This window comes from Azohydromonas caseinilytica (assembly GCF_012927045.1).
In the GTDB taxonomy this organism is placed as follows: Bacteria; Pseudomonadota; Gammaproteobacteria; order Burkholderiales; family Burkholderiaceae_C; genus Azohydromonas; species Azohydromonas caseinilytica.
Genome location: NZ_JABBFW010000040.1, coordinates 20,912 through 38,846 on the forward strand (window position 1 = coordinate 20,912; position 17,935 = coordinate 38,846).

A 17,935-nucleotide genomic window follows, 5' to 3' on the forward strand; every position below is an offset into this window, starting at 1 on the left:
CACGCCGGCCTCGAGTTCGATCGACTGACTTACCCCGAGCAGCGCTTGTTGGAGCCCGGGAGCTGGCCCAGCTTTGTCTGATTGCCTGGAGGTCGGGCTGCGCCGATTCGGCAAGCCCTCCCCTCTGCTGAGACTTCCGCCGGCGGTTCAGGACGTGGCAGCGCTTCCCGATTGGCAGCCGTGGTCAGTACAGCGTGCGGCAGCGGATGGTGCCTTCCACGCTGCAGAGCTGCTCCAGCGCCACCTGGCTGGCATCGGCCTCCACGTCGATGACGACGTAGCCCACTTCCTCGTTGGTGCGCAGGTATTGGGCCGCGATGTTGATGCCGGCCTGGGAGAAGCGCTCGTTGACTGCGGCCATCACGCCCGGCACGTTGCGGTGGATGTGCAGCAGCCGGCAGCGCCCGGTGTGCTCGGGCAGCGCCACCTCCGGGAAATTGACGGCGCTGACCGTCGAGCCGTTGTTGCTGTAGCGCAGCAGCTTGGCGGCCACCTCCACGCCGATGTTGGCCTGGGCCTCGGCGGTGGAGCCGCCGATGTGAGGCGTCAGCAGCACGTTGTCGAAGCGCGTCAGCGGCGAGCGGAACGAGGTGTCGTTGCCCTTGGGCTCCTCGGGGAAGACGTCGATGGCGGCGCCGAGCAGGTGGCCGGCTTCCAGCGCCGCGCTCAGCGCCTCGATGTCCACCACCGTGCCGCGCGAGGCATTGATCAGGTGCGCGCCGCGTTTCATCTGCGCGATCTGCGCCGCGCCGATCATCCACTGCGTCTGGGCCGTTTCAGGCACATGCAGGGTGACGACGTCGCTGGCGGCCAGCACCTCCTCCAGCGAGGCCAGCTGGCGCGCGTTGCCCAGCGACAGCTTGCTGACGATGTCGTGGAACACCACGCGCATCCCCACGTGCTCGGCCAGCACGCCCACCTGCGTGCCGATGTGGCCGTAGCCGATGATGCCCAGCGTCTTGCCCCGCACCTCGAACGAGCCTTCGGCGCTCTTGAGCCATTCGTGGCGATGCAGCGCCGCGTTCTTGTGGGGAATACCGCGCATGAGCATCACGATCTCGGCCAGCACCAGTTCCGCGACGCTGCGGGTGTTGGAGAAGGGCGCGTTGAACACCGGGATGCCGCGGCGCATGGCCGCGCGCAGATCGATCTGGTTGGTGCCGATGCAGAAGGCGCCGATGGCGGCGAGCTTGGGCGCGCGAGCCAGCACGGCGTCAGTGAGCAGCGTGCGCGATCGGATGCCCAGGAAATGCGCGTCGGCAATGGCGTCGATCAGCTCGTCGCCGGTCAGCGCCTTGGGCAGCGTCTCGATCTGCGTGTAACCGTCGCGCCGCAGCAGCTCGACCGCCCCGGGATGGATGCCTTCGAGCAGGACGAATTTCAGCTTGTCCTTGGGCATGGACAGGCGAGCGGGCATGGGTAGGGAGGCGGACATGGCGGCGTGGAGATGGTCGGGTACGGCCATGCGCGAGCAAGGCTCGTTCCGTGGCCCTGGCGGCAACGCCATCGCAGGTATGGGGCATGCTGCGCCATCCCGCCTGCCCCGGCGCTTCCCCTGCCATCGCCATGCCCATCCCTCCTTCGCGAGAGCGCCATTCCAGTCCCGGGTCCCCCTCCCGACCCGGGCGGCTTGGCCGTGGTGTCGCCGGCCTGCGGCTCGGGGCAGCCGCGCTGGGGCAGAGCCTGGCCCGGCTGTGGGATGGTCCCGGGCGCATCACGGGCGCACTGGCGGGCGGTGCCCTGCTGGCCCTGGCAGGCCCGGCCTGGGCCCTGGCGGGGGTCCTGGGCGGTGCCTGCGCCGGTCGGATTGCCCTACGGCATCGGCGCATGACGGCGCGGGAATCTGCACTGGCGGCATCGGTGTTCGGCAACAGCCTGCCGGCCCCGCACCGCATCGTGCTGACGGACCTGTGCGGCCTGGGCGGTACCTGCTTTGTCTGTCCCGGGCTGGGCGGGCAGATCCTGGTCAATCTGGGACGCCGCGGCTTCGACGATCCGATCGGCTGCTGCACGCCCACCTACGCTGCGCCGGGCAAGCTGTTCATTCATGAGCTGACCCATGCCTGGCAGCTGGCGCACGGCCATTACTTCCCGCGGCTGTTGCCGCGCCTCCTGGCAGGCCCTCGGGCCGGCGATGCCGTCTACCGGCCGCCGGCGGTATTGGTGCCGCCCTGGCCCAGGCTGACGCTGGAGCAGCAGGCCACGATCGTCGACGAGTGGTTCCATCCCGGGCGGCTCGGTCCGGCAGCCTGGTTGGGCTTACCGGGGATGTCCGAGGCTCATCCCTACTGGTTGTATGTGCGGGACGTGATCCAGGCTGCTTCGCTACGCGGGCGATCGGGCGGTGGCACCGTCCAGTGCCTGTGACGCGACTTGCGGGCATCAGGCTGCGGTCAGGTGGCTCGGTGGGTCGGAAGTCGTCGTCCCTAGTAGGGACGGCCTGACTCGTTGATTGCAACGCTGCGGCCCGCGGCCAAGGCCAGCTGCAACCATACCGCTGCCGTCCGGTGGCAGGCGGCAGTGGGCCCGGTGCCGAGACATTGCGGGCGGGCTGATCGTCCCTAGTAGGGACGACTGCTGCCTCCGTCTTGCGGCAACGCCAACTCCGGCCAGGGAGAAACCGCGTTGCCGTTCGCCGGCTCGTGCCGGAGGCGCTCATGTCGAAACGCCGGTACGCCGACGGCCTCGTCCCTACCAGGGACGAAACCCCGGCCCTGGCACCGGTCGGTGGCGCAGCATGAAAAAAGCCCCGGGGCCGCGGCCACCGAGGCTGGGCGGGAAAAGCCCTTGCCGTCACTGCGATTCGGTACGCAGCCGCAGGTAATTCATGATGGCGTTGACCGCCCCCTCGGCTTCGGACTCGTCGCTCAGCTTGATGGCCACCCGCGAGCCCTTGACGGAAACCATGGCGAAGACGCGGTCCTGGTGCATGACGCGCAGCTTCTGGGTGCCGACCACGGCCGCCGGCGCCGCGGCACCGCGCCCGGCAACCGGAGCCGCGGCCTCGGCTGCTGACGAGACCACCGTCTCCTGGGCCGCCTGGGCGACCTGCCTGACCGCCTCGTCCTGCGTCAGCCGCTCTTCCACCATGGCGCGCACCGCCTCGGTCACCGTCTCGGGATGCTCCTTGGCGAAGGCCACCAGCTTCTCGGCGCAGTTGGCGCCGACGGCAGCCGGACGGGTCTTGAGCAGCTCGATCGCTTCCGCGGGCAGGCGCGAAAAGGAGAAGAAGCGGGCCACCTGCGACTTGCTCCAGCCCGACTCCTTGGCCAGGTCCGCGTAGGAGCAGTCCTTGGAGTTCTGCCGCTGCGCGAAACCCAGGTACTTCTCGTAGTCGCTGAGCGCCGGCGCCAGCAGGTTGTCGAAGAAGACCAGGCGCTCGGCCTCGTCGTCGGACAGGTTGACCACGGAAGCGGCAATCTCCTCGCGCTGCAGTTGCGCGAACGCCGCCTTGCGGTGCCGCCCGGCGACGAGCTCGTAGCGCCCGTCGCGCTTGCGCCGCACCACCACCGGCGAGCTCTGCGGGTTGTGGCGCAGGTTCTCCGCCAGCGCCGCTACCCGCACCGGGTCGAGCGCGCCGACGTGGTAAGGGCCCTCATCGATTTGGTCGAGCCGCAGTTGCAGCGGCGTACCGCGCTCGACGTGCTCTTCGACCTCGCGCAGCAGCGCAATCGGCGCCGACACGCTGCGGTTGCGCCGTGGCGCCGGATCGGCCGGCTTGGAAAGGATCTGCGAGGTCAGCTCGCTCAGCAGGGATTTGCCCGATGCCATGTTGTGCTCCCGTTCAGGCCTGGGCCGGCAGGCGCCACAGCGTGCTGCGCGTCATGTGCTCCACCAGGTCCACGGCCTTGTCGTAGGCGTCGCGGGCGCGCAGCAGCGTCTTCTGGCTGCCCACGTACTTGGAGATGTCGTACACGGTATTGAGGCTCATGCCGCCGACGCGTACCGCCGCGGTCTCCGGGATTTCCAGGTTCAGCAGGTGGCGGCCGAAGCCGTCCTGCATCCACTTCAGGATCTCCTTGGTGTGCAGCTTGGTGTTGTCCACCTTGCTCGGCACGACGCCAATCCACGAGTAGACCTTGCTGGCCAGCCCGCGGTCGGTGCCGGCCAGTTCGGCCATCATCGAGAAGAACTGGCCCGAGCTGGTGAAGTCCAGGCCTTCGGGCGGCAGCGGCACCAGCAGCGCATCGGCAGCCCAGTAGGTGGTCATGGTCAGGTACGACAGCGCCGGCGGGGTATCGATGATGATGAAGTCGTACTCGTCGCGCGGACCCAGGCGCAGCGCGTTCTCCAGCACCTCCAGGAACAGGAAGTTGGGCTCCGCCGAGTTCTTCATCATCGCGGCCTGCTGGCGGATGGGCAGGAAGAACTCGCCCGCGAACAGCGAGGAATTGCCCGGCACCAGGTCGATGCCGTCCCAGTAGCTGGGCTTGATCGACTCCTGCAGCGTGGAGCGCGCGCCCTCGCGGTCGCGCGGCAGCATCAGCGGCATCACGGTTTCCTCGGCGTCGAAGTCCGTGGGCGTCAGGCCGAACAGGGAAGTGAGCGAACCCTGCGGGTCGTAGTCGATGCACAGCACCTTGTAGCCGCGCAGCGACAGGCCCTGTGCCAGCGACATGCTCAGCACGGTCTTGCCCACGCCGCCCTTGAAGTTGCCCACCGTGATGACGGCGCCCATCTGCCCTTCGGCGCGGTGGTACATCGAACCCTCGGCCCGCACCCAGGCGCGGGCATCCTCCAACGAGAACATGCGGTTGCGCGAGGCCGCGCGCTCATCGCTCACCGGCTTCTTGCCCGCGCCTGTGGGCAGGCCTCGCTCCTCGGCACGCTGCAGCAGGCGCTTGAACTTCTCGTAGGACTGCCCGCACAGCGCCGCCACCTGGGCCGCATTGAACACCGGCGGCGCCTTCATGCCCTCGGGCCGGAAGATCACCTGCTTGATGCGCTCGTTCAGGTCCGTGACCCGCTCGCCCAGCTGCTGCAGGTCTTCCATCGACACCGAGCTCGCCGTCGCCACCGCGTCCTTGGGCTGCCGCTGCACCGCCCGTTCGTTGGCCACTTCCATGTCTTTCCTCCAGGGGTTCGATTGACGGGCTGCACTGTAAAGCACACGCCTACCCCTCGAACCCGCACTGCACTACGAAGCAACAAATCAACCGTGATTTTGGTGAAACCACCAAATCGTCGGTTACTTCAACTTCAATGCGGGTGAAATTCGGCCGGAGGCGGTCCCAACGCGCCCGCCAGACCCAAAAAAGCTCACCCGTGCGCTGGCCACGGCGCTGCAGACGCCCGGGGGACCACCTCTCTGGCCGGGAGGCGGGGAGAAGGCGGTCGGCAAACCTTGCGGCGGCGCCCGCACGGTGTCCTGACCACCCCAAGAAAGCTCACCTGACTGCCGGATGCCGGCCCCAGGAAAGCTCACTTCAAGCGTTCGAGGCGCGTTGCAACCCATCCCAAAAAAGCTCACCTGGGCGCGTCCGCGACACGCGACCCGCCGCCCCAAAACAGCTCACCCGGGAATGTGCTAGCCGACAGCGCCGCGGAGCCCAAAAAGGCTCACCCGAAATGCACCCGGGTTGCCGTCGTGAACGGCAACGACGGCGCTATGAACCGAACCTGCTAAAAGCCGCCTGCCGCGGGCGCCACTGCCGAGCGGGACGGGGCAGCAGCGGCCTGGTTGCGCGCGCCAAGGACATATCCACTCACCCGACCGCCCAAAAGCGCTCACCTCCAGCAGGCCAGACGTCCATATCCACTCACCCACAGACCCAAAACGGCTCACCCAAGGCCCCAAAGCCGCTCACCTGAAATCGAAAAAAGCAAGGCTCATCAACTACTTGCGCGCGCATCAATCCTCAAGCACTCAACTCTGATTCTTCAAGCTCATCAAGCGACCGATCGCGGTGACGAAACCAAGTGAACAACTTCCCGGCCCTCCACTTCGCCTCAGGTGAGCGCTGTTGACCCGAGCGCACTTATCGAGCACAGTCCGGCTCCCCGTCGTGGAGCTGTCTTGAAAACGCCTGGACCATCGCAAGCCGAACTGCCCCTGAAGAGCCCGGGCCGCAGGCGCGCAGCCGGCGCCCAGGAGAGCCCGCCCAACTCACGCAAGGCGGCGGCACCGACGCTCTCCGTGCCACCGACGCCGCGCGGCGGCATGGTGGTCAAGCCGGTGGAAACCATCGCGCTGCGGGTGACGAAGGGCAAGGCCACGCTGCTGGGCCGTCGCTTCTGGAACTGCCTGGTCAAGCACGCGCAGCTGCACAGTCCCAACGCCGAGAACATGTACGAGATGCCGGTGGCGGTGCTGAAGAAGCTGGCCGGCTTCGACAGCAAGAACATGGAGGTGCTGGCCTCCACGCTCACCGAGCTGCAGACCATCGCGGTGAACTGGGGTGACAGCCCCAAGAACTTCTCCCGGGAGTCCTACCGCTGGGAGAGCGCGACACTGCTGAGCTACGCCTCCATCCGCAAGAAGGCGGGCGAGGGCCCCACGCTGGTGTTCGATTTCCACCCGGCGGTGCGGCCCTACATCCTCAAGCCCGAGGTCTACTCACTGATCTCGCTGGAGATCCAGCGGCGCTTCCGTACCGTGGGCGGGTTGGTGCTGTACGAGATCGGCGAACGCTATCTTTCCAGCCCGAACGGGCTCTCGGCCCGGCTGCACTGGACGGAGTGGCATCACATCCTCACCAGCCGCAGCCGCGACGACAAGAGCGGCAAGGGCAAGTCGCCGGAGTGGAAGTACTTCAAGCGCGACGTGCTCGATCCGGCCGTGCGCGAGGTGAACAAGGAGCAGGACAAGTTCACCATCGATTACCACGTCGCCAAGGCCGGGCGCTTCACCACCGACTTGCAGTTCGTCGTCAAGGCCAACCGCAAGGCCCTGGCCGCGCCGGTGGACCTGGAGCAGTGGCAGCTCGATCGCCTGGCGCAGTGGGGCGTGCCGGGCACCGAGGCCGCCAGGCTGCTGGAGAAGCTTGGTCCCGGCGACCGCATCAAGGTCATCGAGACCGTGGAGCGGCGCCTGCAGAAGAGCGAGCAGCTCGGCGACGTCAAGAGCGTCCCGGCCTATCTGCACACGGTGGTGGCGCAGGGGCTGGAGAGCGGCGTCTTCAGCGGGGAGTTTCCCGATGTGCCGGACGCCGCGCCCAAGCCGGCCGCGGCACGCCGCGAGCGCGCCACGCCACCCGCTTCCGCACCCGCCGCGGTGACCGCACCGCCGGCTGCACCGGTGGTCCCGGCACCTGCGACAGGGCCTGCGCGCACGCCGGCCACAGCACCGCCCCATGCCCAGGAGCTGTGGATGGCGGCCAAGGACCTGTTCCTGACGCTGCCCGAGGCGCAGAAGCAGCACTGGTACGCCCGCTATGAGGCGCAGCGGGTCGGCCCCCAGTCGCCGCTGGCCGCGAGCCCGGACTACGGACGGCTGCCCGAGGTGCGCATCTGGCGCGACTTCATGAAGGCGCGCCAGCTCAATCCCAACGCGAAGCTGGGCACCTCGGCGCTGGTGTACTTCTCCAAGTGGCTGGCGCCGGTGTGGGCCGAGGAAGGGCGCCTGTAGCGGACGCGGCAGGTGCCGGCCGCGCGCTGGCGGTACAACGGGCGCTCCTTCAGCACGAGGTACATGTCCGCCATGACCGATCCCAAAGCTCCGCGCCAGACCGCTGCCGACTTCCATCCCGAGGTCCTGCGCCTGTTCGACCAGTACGTGCACGGCGGCATCGACCGCCGCATGTTTCTCGACCGGGCCACGCGCTATGCGGTGGCTGGCGGCACCACCGCGGCCGGCCTGCTGGCGGCATTGAGCCCGGATTTCGCGCGCGCGCAGAAGGTCGTGCCGACGGACCCGCGCCTCAAGGCCGACTTCGTCGAGATCGATTCGCCGGCCGGCTACGGCAAGGCGCGGGCGTACGTGGTGCGCCCGGCGCGGGCGCGGGGCCCGCTGCCGGTGGTGCTGGTGGCGCATGAGAACCGCGGTCTCAATCCGCATATCGAGGACATTGCCCGCCGCCTGGCGCTGGAGGGCTTCATGGCCGTGGCGCCGGACGCGCTGTTCCCGCTGGGCGGCTATCCGGGCGACGAGGACAAGGCGCGCGAGCGCTTCGCACAGCTCGATGCCGCCAAGACGCGCGAGGACTTCGTGGCCGCCGCCGGCTGGGCGCGCAATGCCGCCGGCGGCAACGGGCGTCTGGGCGCCGTGGGCTTCTGCTGGGGCGGCGGTACGGTCAACATGCTGGCCACGCGCATGCCGGATCTGGCTGCGGCCGTGCCCTTCTACGGTCCCGCGCCGGCGCTGGACCAAGCGGCCCGGATCAAGGCGCAGATGCTGCTGGTCTTCGCCGACAACGACGAGCGAGTCAATGCAACCTGGCCGCCGTACGAGGAGGCCCTGAAGCAAGCCGGCGTACGCTACGAGGCCTTCAAGTACGCCGGCACGCAGCACGGCTTCCACAACGACACCACGCCGCGCTACGACGAGGCGGCGGCGCGCCGAGCCTGGAGCCGCACCCTGGCGTTGTTCAACCGGACGCTGCGCACGTGAAACCCACGGCGCGCCGCTGTCGGGTGAAGGTGTGTCGCGAAGCGTCCAGGAGCGCAGGGCTGCAGCTGCGCTCGGCGCTCGGCGCTCGGGAAACCGGCTATTGCGGACGCGGGGTCGATGCCGGTGTGATGCATGGGGCCGGCCATGGTCGGCTCACATCCCAACCCGCCTCTTCCCGCCGATGGATCTCGAACCCTTCATCGCTTCCCTGTCGCCTGAGCAGCCTTGCGGCGCCGACCTGTCCTTTTCACCCGAAATCGACGCCATCCGCGAGATGCGCCGCGAGGACGACCCCTCGCTGGCCCAGGGCGAATGGGTCGCGCCGTTGAAGACCGCCGACTGGGCCGGCGTGGCGCGCGCCTGCGAGACGCTGCTGCGCACCACCTCTAAGGATCTGGCCGTCGCCGGTTGGCTCACCGACGCCTGGGCGCGCCTGCGCGGCTTCGCCGGGCTGGCGCAGGGGCTGGAGCTCACCGCCGCGCTGATCGAGCGCTACTGGCCCACGCTGCACCCGCTGGCCGACGGCGACGACCAGGAGCAGCGTATCGGCTGCCTGGCCTGGCTGGCCACGGGCGTGAAGAACCTGGCCGGCCAGATCACGCTGGTCGAGGGCGCAGGCCAGCGCCTGAGCCTGGTGGAGATCGAGGCGGCACGGCAGCGCAAGAGCGGCTTGGAACCCGGCGTCGAGGAGGCCGCACCGCAGGGGTGCTCCGACACGCCGGTGCTGACCCTGGAGGCCGTGCTGCGCACTGTCGGGGCCGGCGGCCGTGCCGGCTTCGAGGCGCGGCGCGAGACGATCGCCGCGACCCGGAGCGCCCTGCTGCGCCTGCAAACCGCGGTCGATACCCAACTGCCGGACGACGGGCCTTCCTTCGCCGCGGCACGCGCGGCGCTGGAGCATGTGGCACAGACCTGGGAGCGGCTGGGACGCGATGCCGGTGTGGCGTCACCGGTGCAGGCCACGACAGTTGCGGAGGCCGAAGAAGCCACGGCCCCGGGCGCTGGCCCGGCGGCGGTGCCGGAAGTTTCGACCGGAGGCGCCATCCGATCCCGCGCACAGGCGCTGCAGCAACTGCGCCTGGTGGCCGACTACTTCCGCCAGGCCGAGCCGCACAGCCCCGTGGCCTACCTGGCCGACAAGGCGGCCCGCTGGGGCGAGATGCCGCTGCACGAGTGGCTGCGCGCCGTGGTGAAGGATGGCGCCGCGCTGGCGTCCTTCGAGGACCTGCTCGGCGTGGAACCGCGCGAGCTGCGCGGCTGACACTGCGTCTTCAGGCCAGCACGCGGAACTCGATGCGCCGGTTGCGCGCCCGGCCTTCGGGGCTTTGGTTGTCCGCCACCGGCCGGTCCGGGCCGGCGCCGGAGGTCTGGATGTCGGTCGCTGCAATCCCGCGGGCCACCAAGTAGGCCTTGACCGCCTCGGCCCGCGCCGCCGAGAGCTGCAGGTTGGCCGCGCGCGCGCCGCGGTCGTCGGTGTGGCCCACCACTTCGAAGCGCCGGCCGGCGAACTGGCGCAGCAGCGGCAGCAGGTCGTCCAGCACTTTCACGCCCACGGGCGTCAGCGTGGCATTGCCGGGCTCGAACTCGACGGTGCGCTGCGCCAGCGCTGCATCGAGCAATTGCTGCGCTGGCGCTTGCACGCGCAGCCCGTCGCGCACGGTGTAGGTCGGGTTGTCCAGGCGCATGACCATCTGGCGGATGAGCTGCTGGTGCGCCGTCTCGCTCTCGGTGTGGCCCATGACTTCCACCACGTTGCCGTTGATGCGCAGCCGCCCCTGCGTCACCTGTTTCAACTCCGGGGTCAGCACCCGCTGCACGTGCTGGGCCCAGTTGGGTGGCGCCACCAGCTGGTCGATGCCGAGCTGGTCCACCACACGCTCGGCGCCGTAGAGCTCACGCACCCGGGCAAGGATGGCGGCGCGGGTGGCCTCGTCCGGCACCGCGCCCGACACCACGACCTTACCCGCTGTGGCCGAGAGAGAGGGCGTCTGAGACTGCGCACGGCAGGGCAGGCCGCCGGCGACGCAGAGCGTCGCCAACACGGCGGCGCGCAGGACGCCGCGGCCAGAGGGCAGGGCAGGCAAGTGAGGCATGGCACTACGCTCCATGAAAACAGGCCTTGAAAGACGCCACGGCCAGCTGCAGCGACAGCGCGTCCTGGTGCAGGTAGACGTTGAGCTTTCGCATGGCGCCGTCCATCTCGGGATGCGCATCGATCCACTGCGGCGCCTGCAGCTCGATGAAGGCATCGGCCGAGCGGCCGGGATCGAACAGCGCTTGCAGCAGGGTTGGCGAGGGCCCGGCAAAGCCCACGACCAACGAGGCAGCTGCCGGCGGCTGCGCGCGCGGCACCAACAGCACCAGCTCGAAGTTGCCGCGCGCCAGAAAGGGGGTGATGAGCTCGAGCCACAACGCGCCCACGGCGTCCGCCAGCGGTCCAGGCTCGGGCAGCGGCAGCCGCAAGCCCTTGTCGAGGCGCGATACCCCGCTGGCCGGCACCGGCTGCAGCAGCAGCCCCAGCGCGAGCAGCGCACGGCGCAGATCGAAGGCGGGATGCGACCGGCGCAGCAGCCCTTGCAAGCTTCCCAGGGTCTGCGTGGCCAGAAAGTCATGGCGCGCCGTGGCCCAGGTGTCGAGCGGGTCCTCGAACTCCACGGGTGTGCGGGCTGCGTCGTCGAGCACCTTGGCCACGTCTTCGGCTGCGCAGGCGCGGCTGGCGATCGTCCCCAACCGTTGCCACGGCCGGCTCAACGCCAAGGGGGCTTGTGCCACGAAGGCCGGGCCACCCGTGTCGAGGGACGCCAGGGTGACGAAGGGAAAGCGCCGGCCCGAGGCATCCATGCTCGGCATCAGGTGGCCGGCCAGGGCCAGGCGGCCGCGCGTGCCCAGGACGGCGAAATGCGCGGATGGCATGCGGTCGTAGAGCTGTTTCCAGCGAGCGTCTTCCGCCAGCCGCTCCAGTCCCTGGCTCAACCATTGGTCCAGCAACTGGGTGAGCACGCCCTGGTGCGTGCTGCGCACGAAGTCGCCGCGCGAGCGCACCTTGCCGAACCAGCACAGCGCGAGGGCCGCGGGGCGGCTCACTGGGCTGCTCCCGGGGCGGGCAGCGTCGCCACGCCGGTTGCCGCCGGCCGTTCCTCACCCGCCACCAGTGTGGGCAGCGACAGCCCGCGCAGGCCACCGCCGCTGCGGCTGGGCGTCACCGGGCCGGGGCTGGTGATGGCCCGGTACTGCAACGCGATGGCTTGCGCTCCCTCGCCCCAGCTCAATTCGCGCACGCCGTCGGGCAGCTTCCTCACTTGTGCCGCGTCGATCAGGCGCTCGAAGCCATAGGCGCCCGGGGCGTTGAACAGCTCCACCGCGCGACCGTCGAGCGCGATGCCGCTGATGCGCACGCCCGGAGTGTGGGTGGTGTTGGGCCACACGAAGCCGGACCAGGTGGCTTCGCCGTTGCGGTAGCGCAGTGTCTGGCCGTCAATCTCCACCGTGTACTCGATGAAGCCCGGCGCGCCCATCGGTCGCAACTGGAAGCTGAGCTGGGCTGCGGCGGCCACCCCGGCGCCGGGCGGCGCTGCACTGGCCGCGCCGTCCAGCGCCGCCACCCACAGCGGCAGACCCTCTACGAATGCCGGGCGCAGCCGCAGACCCAGCTGAGCCCAGTGGCGAGGCGATATCTCGTCGCCGCGGCGTGTCACCAGGGGGCCCAGCACTTCGGTGGCGAAGCGCGCCACCGTCCCCGTCGGCCCGAACACGCGCGCGATCTCGGCCGGCGCGGCCTCCACTCTGGACGCCGCATCGAACGGGTATTTGCTCGCCAGCGTCTGCTGGAAGGGTTGCAGCACCTGGGCCGTCCACAGCCGGTTGAGCTCGTCCTCCGCCGGCACGACGAGCACCGCGAACGCCTGGATCAGAGGTCGAACCAGCAGCGGCTTGAGCGTCGCCTTGGCGCTGTCGCTGGCGCCGGTGAGCATCTGCTCCTCGACGAAGCGCAGTGCCTCGGACAGCTCCGAAGCCTGGCCTTCGAAGGTGGCTGCCATCAACTGGCGCGTGGGCGGGCCGGCATCGCCCTGGTTCTTCATCGTGTTGAAGCGGCTGCGCAGGCGGCCGAGCTGCTGGAAGTAGCTGTCCTGCAAGGAGCTGCCGCCCTCACGCGCGGCCAGCAGCCGTGCCACCGCGCTGAACTCGCGGCCCACCGCTCCCATGGTCCGGCCGCCCTCGCCCGGACCGGCGTCACCTGTGCCCACCTTCACATCCACCGGCGCGGATGACAGGCGTTGCAGCGAGTGCTTGACCCAGTCGAGGACGCCTTCACGCGCCTGCGCCGCCTGCTCGTCAAGCAGGCTGGGGTTGTCCCAGGAGGTCTGTTCGAAAAGGGTGGCCAGCAGCTTGCGGAGCGGCGACTCCGCCGGGTCGCCGAGCCGGTTCATGTGCTCCACGGCGGCTTCGAAGCTGGCGAAATCCGCCACCGCCACCCCTTGCATGAAACGCTGCCACTCGCGCACGTACTCGCTCTTGTAGCGCTCGGTCAGCGTCTTGTGGATCTGCTCCGGGCTGCCCTGCAGCGACAGATCGTCGCGGGTCGAGGTCTTGAGCACCCAGTCGACGCTTTGCAGCTCGTTGTGGGCGGCCTCGGTGATGGCCGCCTTGATGTAGCCCTGCCAGGCCTCGCGCGTGAAGGCGCCCGACACGACCTGGCTGCCGGCCACCAGGGCCTTGTCCCGCTCGCCCACGATGCGCGCCACCGTCATGGGCGCGTAGCGCGTGGACGCGCGTGCCTTCATGTCGGCATACACGCGCTCGATGGCCGGCGTGCCCTGCACGACGCGGCGCAGGTTCTCGCGCGTCTGGTCCACCAGGCCAAAGTTGTTGCCGATGACGGGAAAGAGCGGGTCCTGCAGGTGCGCCATCGAAAAGGTGATGAGGCGCTCGGCGCTGCGCATGAGCTGCTCGCGGGGCATGGTGCCGCGGTTGTCGTCCAGCCAGCCGCGCCAGAAGCGCGTGATCTGGTCGGTGAGATGGCCCGATTCCATGCGCTGGCGCTCGGCCAGCATCAGGTACGTCTTGAGTGCCTTGTAGGCGTCCTCGACCTCGGTGGCGGAGGCCTCGGCATAGCGCGAGGGCGTGGCCGCCACGGCTGCGGTGCCCGCCACCGCGGAAGCACTCGCCATGGCCGCCGGTGGCGCATCGGCAACCGCCCGGCCCAGCGGGCGCAGTTGATCCGCATGCCGGTTGACCTCGCCGAGGTAAGCCTCCAGCGCCTGCGCCACCGGCTCCAGCATCACGCGGCGCAGACCCTGGAACACCTCCTGGCGCAGCCGCAACTCGACCGCGTCGCCCTGGTCCAGGCCCAGCCCCAGAGACCAGGGCCGCTGCTCGCGCCACGCCGCCAGCTCCTCAAGCCGGTTCTGCAGCAGCTCCAGCGCCTCAAGGCGCGAGGCGAGGTCCACGCGATCCGCCTGCAACTGCCTGGCCTTTTCCAGGTCGGCCTGCACGCTGGCCACCAGCTGGCGGTTGCCCACGTACGACCAGCTCCATCCGGCCAGCAGCAGGGCCAGCGTCAATACCCCGCCAGCGTAGCTCAGGGTCCGCAGGCGCTGCTTGGCACGGCTGGTGTGCTGCCGCACCAGGTGACGGTCGGCAAAAATGACCTTGGAGAAGAGGCCTTTGAGAAAGTAGCCCTGCTCGGTGGCTGCCGGGGCCGGCGGCTGTTCGCCGGGACGCGTCAGCGCAAAGCGCTGGGCCACGCCGTTGCGGTCCGGGCTGTGTGTTTCGGCAGGCTGCACCGCGCTGGTGAAATAGAAGCCGCGGAACACCGGCCGGAACTGGTAAGGGTTCTCGTCGAACAGCGTCGCGATGAAGCTGCGCAGCGCCGGCTGCAGCACCGCGAATTCCAGCGGAAAAGCCAGCACCGCCGGCGGCAGCGCCTGGCCCCGATGCAGTCCCATGCGGACCAAGGCCGCTTCCTTGAGCCCATCCTGCAGCTCGCGGAAGTGGCGGTCGAACTGGGCCACCGCGTCGCTGCCGCCGGTGTGGTAGGGCAGGGTGGCGCCCCAGACCTGCTCCCGCTCATGCGCATCGCGATCGGCAAAGAAGTCGGCGAAGCCGGGGATGAGGTCCGCCTTGGTGAAAAGCAGGTACACGGGCGCAAACACTTCCAGTGCATCGGTGAGCTCCTGCACCCGCGCGCGCAACTCGCGCCCAAGCGAGATCACGGCGTCCGGCGTGGCGTCACGCAACATCGCCACGCTGGCCGCGACCACGATGCCGTTGATCGGCGCCCTGGGCCGGTGCTGCTTGAGCATCGCCAGGAAGCTCATCCACTCCGTGCGGTGTTCCTGCTCCATCGCATAGCGGCCGGCGGTGTCGAGCAGGATGCCTTCGCTGGTGAAGAACCAGTCGCAGTTGCGTGTTCCTCCGATGCCGCGAAGGATGTTGTCCTTGCCATGGGGAAAGGGAAACGTCAGCCCCGACTGCACCACCGCCGTGCTCTTGCCCGCAGAGGGGTGGCCGATGACCATGTACCAGGGCAGCTCGTACAACGCAGCCTGGCCGCTGCACTGGCCCAGCTTGGAGCTCTTGATCCTCTTGATGGCTCCCAGCAGTTGCTCGCGCAACTCCTTCGTTTGCGAGGCGCTGTCGGTGGTGTCGCTGCGCACCGCCCGCTCCAGGTCCTCGTCGAGGGCGTGCTCCAGGCGCTTCGCGGAGCGGCGTCCGCGCCAAAGCTGCATGAGCCACCGGCCCAGTACAACCAGGGCCGGCAGCCCGAGTACCGCCACGGCCACCAGCAGCTTGACCTGCGCTGCCAAGGGGCTGGCGAACACGAGGGCGAGCAACAGCGCCACGCCCAGCACGCCCAGAGTGCGTGCGTCCAACAGCAACTGCAGGAACCGTTTCATCACTTGGGCTCCATCGTGAGGATCAGGGAATCAGCGGCCGTTGCCGCGGCGCCATTCGACATGGCCGTAGTCCTTCAGCGAGCGCCAGTCGCCGCCCCAGGTCAGGCCCAGGGAGCGGGCCACCTCGCCATACAGCGCGTAGCCTTTCATGGCCCAGGGATCGCGCTCGGAAATCACCACCTTGCCGGCACGCAGGAAGGCACAGTCCGCGGCCAGTCCATGCTGGTGGTAGCTCTCGTACGGGCCCGCGCGCGTCACCGACGGACCCAGGGCAGCCAGCGCCGCCTGCCGCTGCGGGCTGCGGTAGCCCTCCACGAGCACCATGTCGTAGCCATGGCGCTCGCGCATCAGCTTGAAGACCAGCAGCAGGCGTTGGGAAAAGGCCGGGTCCAGCAGTTCCCACTGCCGGCTCGCGTGGCGCGCCATGGGTCGCCACTGCTCGACTTCCGGTGTCATGAACACGGCGGGAGGCAGCGGCGGAGGCGGCACGAGCTGCTCACCGTGGAGCAGCGCCGCAACCCGCTCATCGACCGCGCGCGATACCGGGTCGCCGCGGCTGTCCACCGGCATCCAGCTGCGCAGAGTCCAGGCGCACAGCGGGAACAGGACCAGCGCGCACAGCGCCGCGCCCAGGGCCCAGGCATGCCGGTGCAGCGCGCGCCCGCCCCATCCAGCGCCCGCGCGCAGCGCCGATCTGGCCCACCGGGCGCGGTGCTTGCAGCGCTGTGCCCAACCGGCCCCGGTGGCGCGCCCCTGTGCCCACCATTGCCGCGTGCTGGCGAAGGCACGATCGCGCACCGGCGCCAGCAGCAGCAGTGCGGAAATCGGTACAGCCAGCAGCAGGTAGAGGAAAACACCTAGCAGCATAAGGTCGGTGTCCGGTGCTGTACGCCCACGCAACTGCTGGCTATGGGCATCGTGTAAATGTTTTATTTGTAAATGTCCCTTGAAATAGTTTCCGAGGGCCAGAGGAGCGGCCCGGATGTACCCCGGGATGTGGGGTGGCAGGTGAATGCCCGTTTGGCGTGCCGGATTCGGCTGGAAAGACTGGCCGCAGCGTTCAATCAGGCATCCCGAGGAGCCGGCATGGAGCCCAGGCAGAAAACGGTCAAGCAAGCGCTTTCCGGACGTCCCAGCCTGTTGGGTGAAGCTGCAACCGGTTCACGTCGAACCGCTCCCCCCGCCGTGCGCTGGCTCGCCACCCTGGGCCAGGCGCCGGACTCAATGGCGCGTGCAGCGAAGCCAGGGAAGAGCAGACGGCCGGGCTGGCGACGACGCGGGGGTCTGGCGCTGTGCGTGGTGGTCGCTGTGACGGCCCTGGCTTGGAACTGGGTCAGGCCACGGGGCACGGAGGCCTTTGCTTCGACACCGGCCGCGTCGGTGCCGCAGGGGCCGGCTCCTGGACTGGGCTTGGTGCAGGACAGAGCCGCGCCCGCAGTTGCCGCAGATGCCGCCTACGGCAGCCGACCAGTCCAAGGGCCCGCCCGCATCGAAACACTGCCGACGGAGGACCGCGATCGGGCTGGCGCTGGAGGTAGGCCGCTTCCCTGGCCTGTCGGCCCGGTCGCCTCGACGTCAATGCAGGCCGCCCGCATGGACTCAGATGCTCCCGCTCGGGCCGTGCCGACACCGCCCGGGGCCATGGTCAGGCCGAGCCCTGTGGTGGCCATTGATGCAAGCGCTGCCACGCAGTTCCTTGCCGCGACACCACGCATGGATGTGCCAGCACGTCCGGCAGTGACGGCAGCGGCGATGCCACCACCGGACGCATCCCCGCCGGCTCCAACTGCAGCCTCGGTCAACGAGGCTGAGGCGGAACTGTTGGAAGCGATCATGGTCTGGCATGAGCGGTATCCGCCTGCGGCATTGGTCTTGCCGACGTTGCGGCGCTGATTCCAGAAACGTGTTGGCTCCACCTGCCCGGTGTTGCTTTCTCAACCCAGCCGAGGCACACGGCGCCGCTCCACCGCACGCGAGTCGCAACGCTCAATCCTTTGGCGTGATGCGAGGGCAGGGAGCGCGGCATGGGCCTGTACCAGTTGGCTGCAACCCTGTTCCATTGTTGAGCAGCTTCAGTGCCAACAGGCTGGACTGAAGAACCGGTGGCGGAGCCGCCCACCGTGCCAACCCCAATCATCCCTTCACGCATCAGTCGGAATACCGACTTGGCACAGGCATTGCGGAGGTGGGAGCAGTTGTCCATCCAACCAGGAGCTACCCATGTTCAATCGATGGCAAGCCGTCTCCAGGCCTCGATGGCGCGGCAGCTCGTGAACTGAAGCCGGCAAGGCCCATTGGTCATGGGCGCAACCATTCATTTTGCAAAGGCAAGGCCCGGGAGGGCGTGCCTGCCAGGAGTGACATATGTTGATCGGAGTCCCGCTGGAGACGGCGGCCGGAGAAACGCGGGTGGCGGTCACGCCCGAGACCGCGAAGAAGCTCAAGAGCCAGGGCCACCAGCTCTTCGTGCAGTCCGGCGCCGGCCTCAAGG

At 69.0% G+C, this 17,935-nt stretch carries 11 protein-coding genes and 1 pseudogene; 5 read left to right on the forward strand and 7 right to left on the reverse strand.

What is annotated here, in order from left to right; all coding sequences use genetic code 11:
* Positions 1-184: 184 nt before the first annotated feature.
* The gene (serA, locus tag HHL10_RS27845; protein ID WP_169163693.1) at positions 185-1,417 is read right to left on the reverse strand and encodes a phosphoglycerate dehydrogenase; all 1,233 of its coding nucleotides are present in this window, start codon (positions 1,415-1,417) and stop codon (positions 185-187) included.
* A 104-nt stretch (positions 1,418-1,521) separates the two neighbouring features.
* Here serA and HHL10_RS27850 point away from each other — a divergent pair, with 104 nt between their 5' ends.
* Positions 1,522-2,367 (forward strand): hypothetical protein, encoded by an 846-nt coding sequence (locus HHL10_RS27850; RefSeq protein ID WP_169163683.1) that lies wholly within the window; start codon positions 1,522-1,524, stop codon positions 2,365-2,367.
* A gap of 426 nt (positions 2,368-2,793) precedes the next feature.
* Here the strand turns inward: HHL10_RS27850 and HHL10_RS27855 are convergent, their stop codons facing one another.
* Positions 2,794-3,771, reverse strand: coding sequence for a ParB/RepB/Spo0J family partition protein (locus HHL10_RS27855; RefSeq protein WP_169163684.1), 978 nt, complete (start codon positions 3,769-3,771; stop codon positions 2,794-2,796).
* Between the two features lie 13 nt (positions 3,772-3,784).
* Entirely contained in the window at positions 3,785-5,065 is a 1,281-nt protein-coding gene (locus HHL10_RS27860; protein WP_169163685.1) for a ParA family protein, read from the reverse strand.
* Positions 5,066-6,136: 1,071 nt separating this feature from the next.
* Between HHL10_RS27860 and HHL10_RS27865 the strand changes: the two genes are divergently transcribed.
* The 3 genes from HHL10_RS27865 (at position 6,137) to tssA (ending at position 9,809) form a co-directional block, all read left to right on the forward strand.
* Complete coding sequence (locus HHL10_RS27865; protein WP_169163686.1) at positions 6,137-7,567, forward strand: replication initiation protein; 1,431 nt, start codon at positions 6,137-6,139, stop codon at positions 7,565-7,567.
* A gap of 72 nt (positions 7,568-7,639) precedes the next feature.
* Complete coding sequence (locus HHL10_RS27870) at positions 7,640-8,548, forward strand: dienelactone hydrolase family protein (protein ID WP_169163687.1); 909 nt, start codon at positions 7,640-7,642, stop codon at positions 8,546-8,548.
* A gap of 181 nt (positions 8,549-8,729) precedes the next feature.
* Entirely contained in the window at positions 8,730-9,809 is a 1,080-nt protein-coding gene (gene tssA, locus HHL10_RS27875) for a type VI secretion system protein TssA (protein WP_169163688.1), read from the forward strand.
* A gap of 10 nt (positions 9,810-9,819) precedes the next feature.
* Here tssA and HHL10_RS27880 read toward each other — a convergent pair whose 3' ends face one another.
* The 4 genes from HHL10_RS27880 to HHL10_RS27895 are packed head-to-tail and all read right to left on the reverse strand — an operon-like array spanning position 9,820 to position 16,311.
* Positions 9,820-10,641 (reverse strand): OmpA family protein, encoded by an 822-nt coding sequence (locus tag HHL10_RS27880; RefSeq protein WP_169163689.1) that lies wholly within the window; start codon positions 10,639-10,641, stop codon positions 9,820-9,822.
* Positions 10,642-10,645: 4 nt separating this feature from the next.
* On the reverse strand, positions 10,646-11,632 hold the full coding sequence (gene tagF / locus HHL10_RS27885; RefSeq protein WP_169163690.1) for a type VI secretion system-associated protein TagF: 987 nt from the start codon (positions 11,630-11,632) through the stop codon (positions 10,646-10,648).
* Positions 11,629-15,420 carry a type VI secretion system membrane subunit TssM gene (gene tssM, locus HHL10_RS27890; protein ID WP_235971842.1) on the reverse strand — a complete coding sequence of 1,264 codons (3,792 nt, stop codon included), beginning with the start codon at positions 15,418-15,420 and terminating at the stop codon, positions 11,629-11,631. Before tssM ends, tagF begins: the two co-directional genes overlap by 4 nt.
* Before the next feature lie 54 nt (positions 15,421-15,474).
* The gene (locus HHL10_RS27895; RefSeq protein WP_169163692.1) at positions 15,475-16,311 is read right to left on the reverse strand and encodes a M15 family metallopeptidase; all 837 of its coding nucleotides are present in this window, start codon (positions 16,309-16,311) and stop codon (positions 15,475-15,477) included.
* Between the two features lie 1,497 nt (positions 16,312-17,808).
* On the opposite strand from HHL10_RS27895, the pseudogene HHL10_RS27900 reads away from it, so the two are divergent.
* Positions 17,809-17,935: pseudogene (locus HHL10_RS27900) on the forward strand (NAD(P)(+) transhydrogenase (Re/Si-specific) subunit alpha); the annotation flags it as partial.

Excerpts from the sequence above, each read along its gene's own strand:
- serA (WP_169163693.1), bottom strand. The coding sequence starts at position 1,417 with ATGCCCGCTCGCCTGTCCATGCCCAAGGACAAGCTGAAATTCGTCCTG.
- HHL10_RS27850 (WP_169163683.1), top strand. The coding sequence starts at position 1,522 with ATGCTGCGCCATCCCGCCTGCCCCGGCGCTTCCCCTGCCATCGCCATG.
- HHL10_RS27855 (WP_169163684.1), bottom strand. The coding sequence starts at position 3,771 with ATGGCATCGGGCAAATCCCTGCTGAGCGAGCTGACCTCGCAGATCCTT.
- HHL10_RS27860 (WP_169163685.1), bottom strand. The coding sequence starts at position 5,065 with ATGGAAGTGGCCAACGAACGGGCGGTGCAGCGGCAGCCCAAGGACGCG.
- HHL10_RS27870 (WP_169163687.1), top strand. The coding sequence starts at position 7,640 with ATGACCGATCCCAAAGCTCCGCGCCAGACCGCTGCCGACTTCCATCCC.
- tssA (WP_169163688.1), top strand. The coding sequence starts at position 8,730 with ATGGATCTCGAACCCTTCATCGCTTCCCTGTCGCCTGAGCAGCCTTGC.
- HHL10_RS27880 (WP_169163689.1), bottom strand. The coding sequence starts at position 10,641 with ATGCCTCACTTGCCTGCCCTGCCCTCTGGCCGCGGCGTCCTGCGCGCC.
- HHL10_RS27895 (WP_169163692.1), bottom strand. The coding sequence starts at position 16,311 with ATGCTGCTAGGTGTTTTCCTCTACCTGCTGCTGGCTGTACCGATTTCC.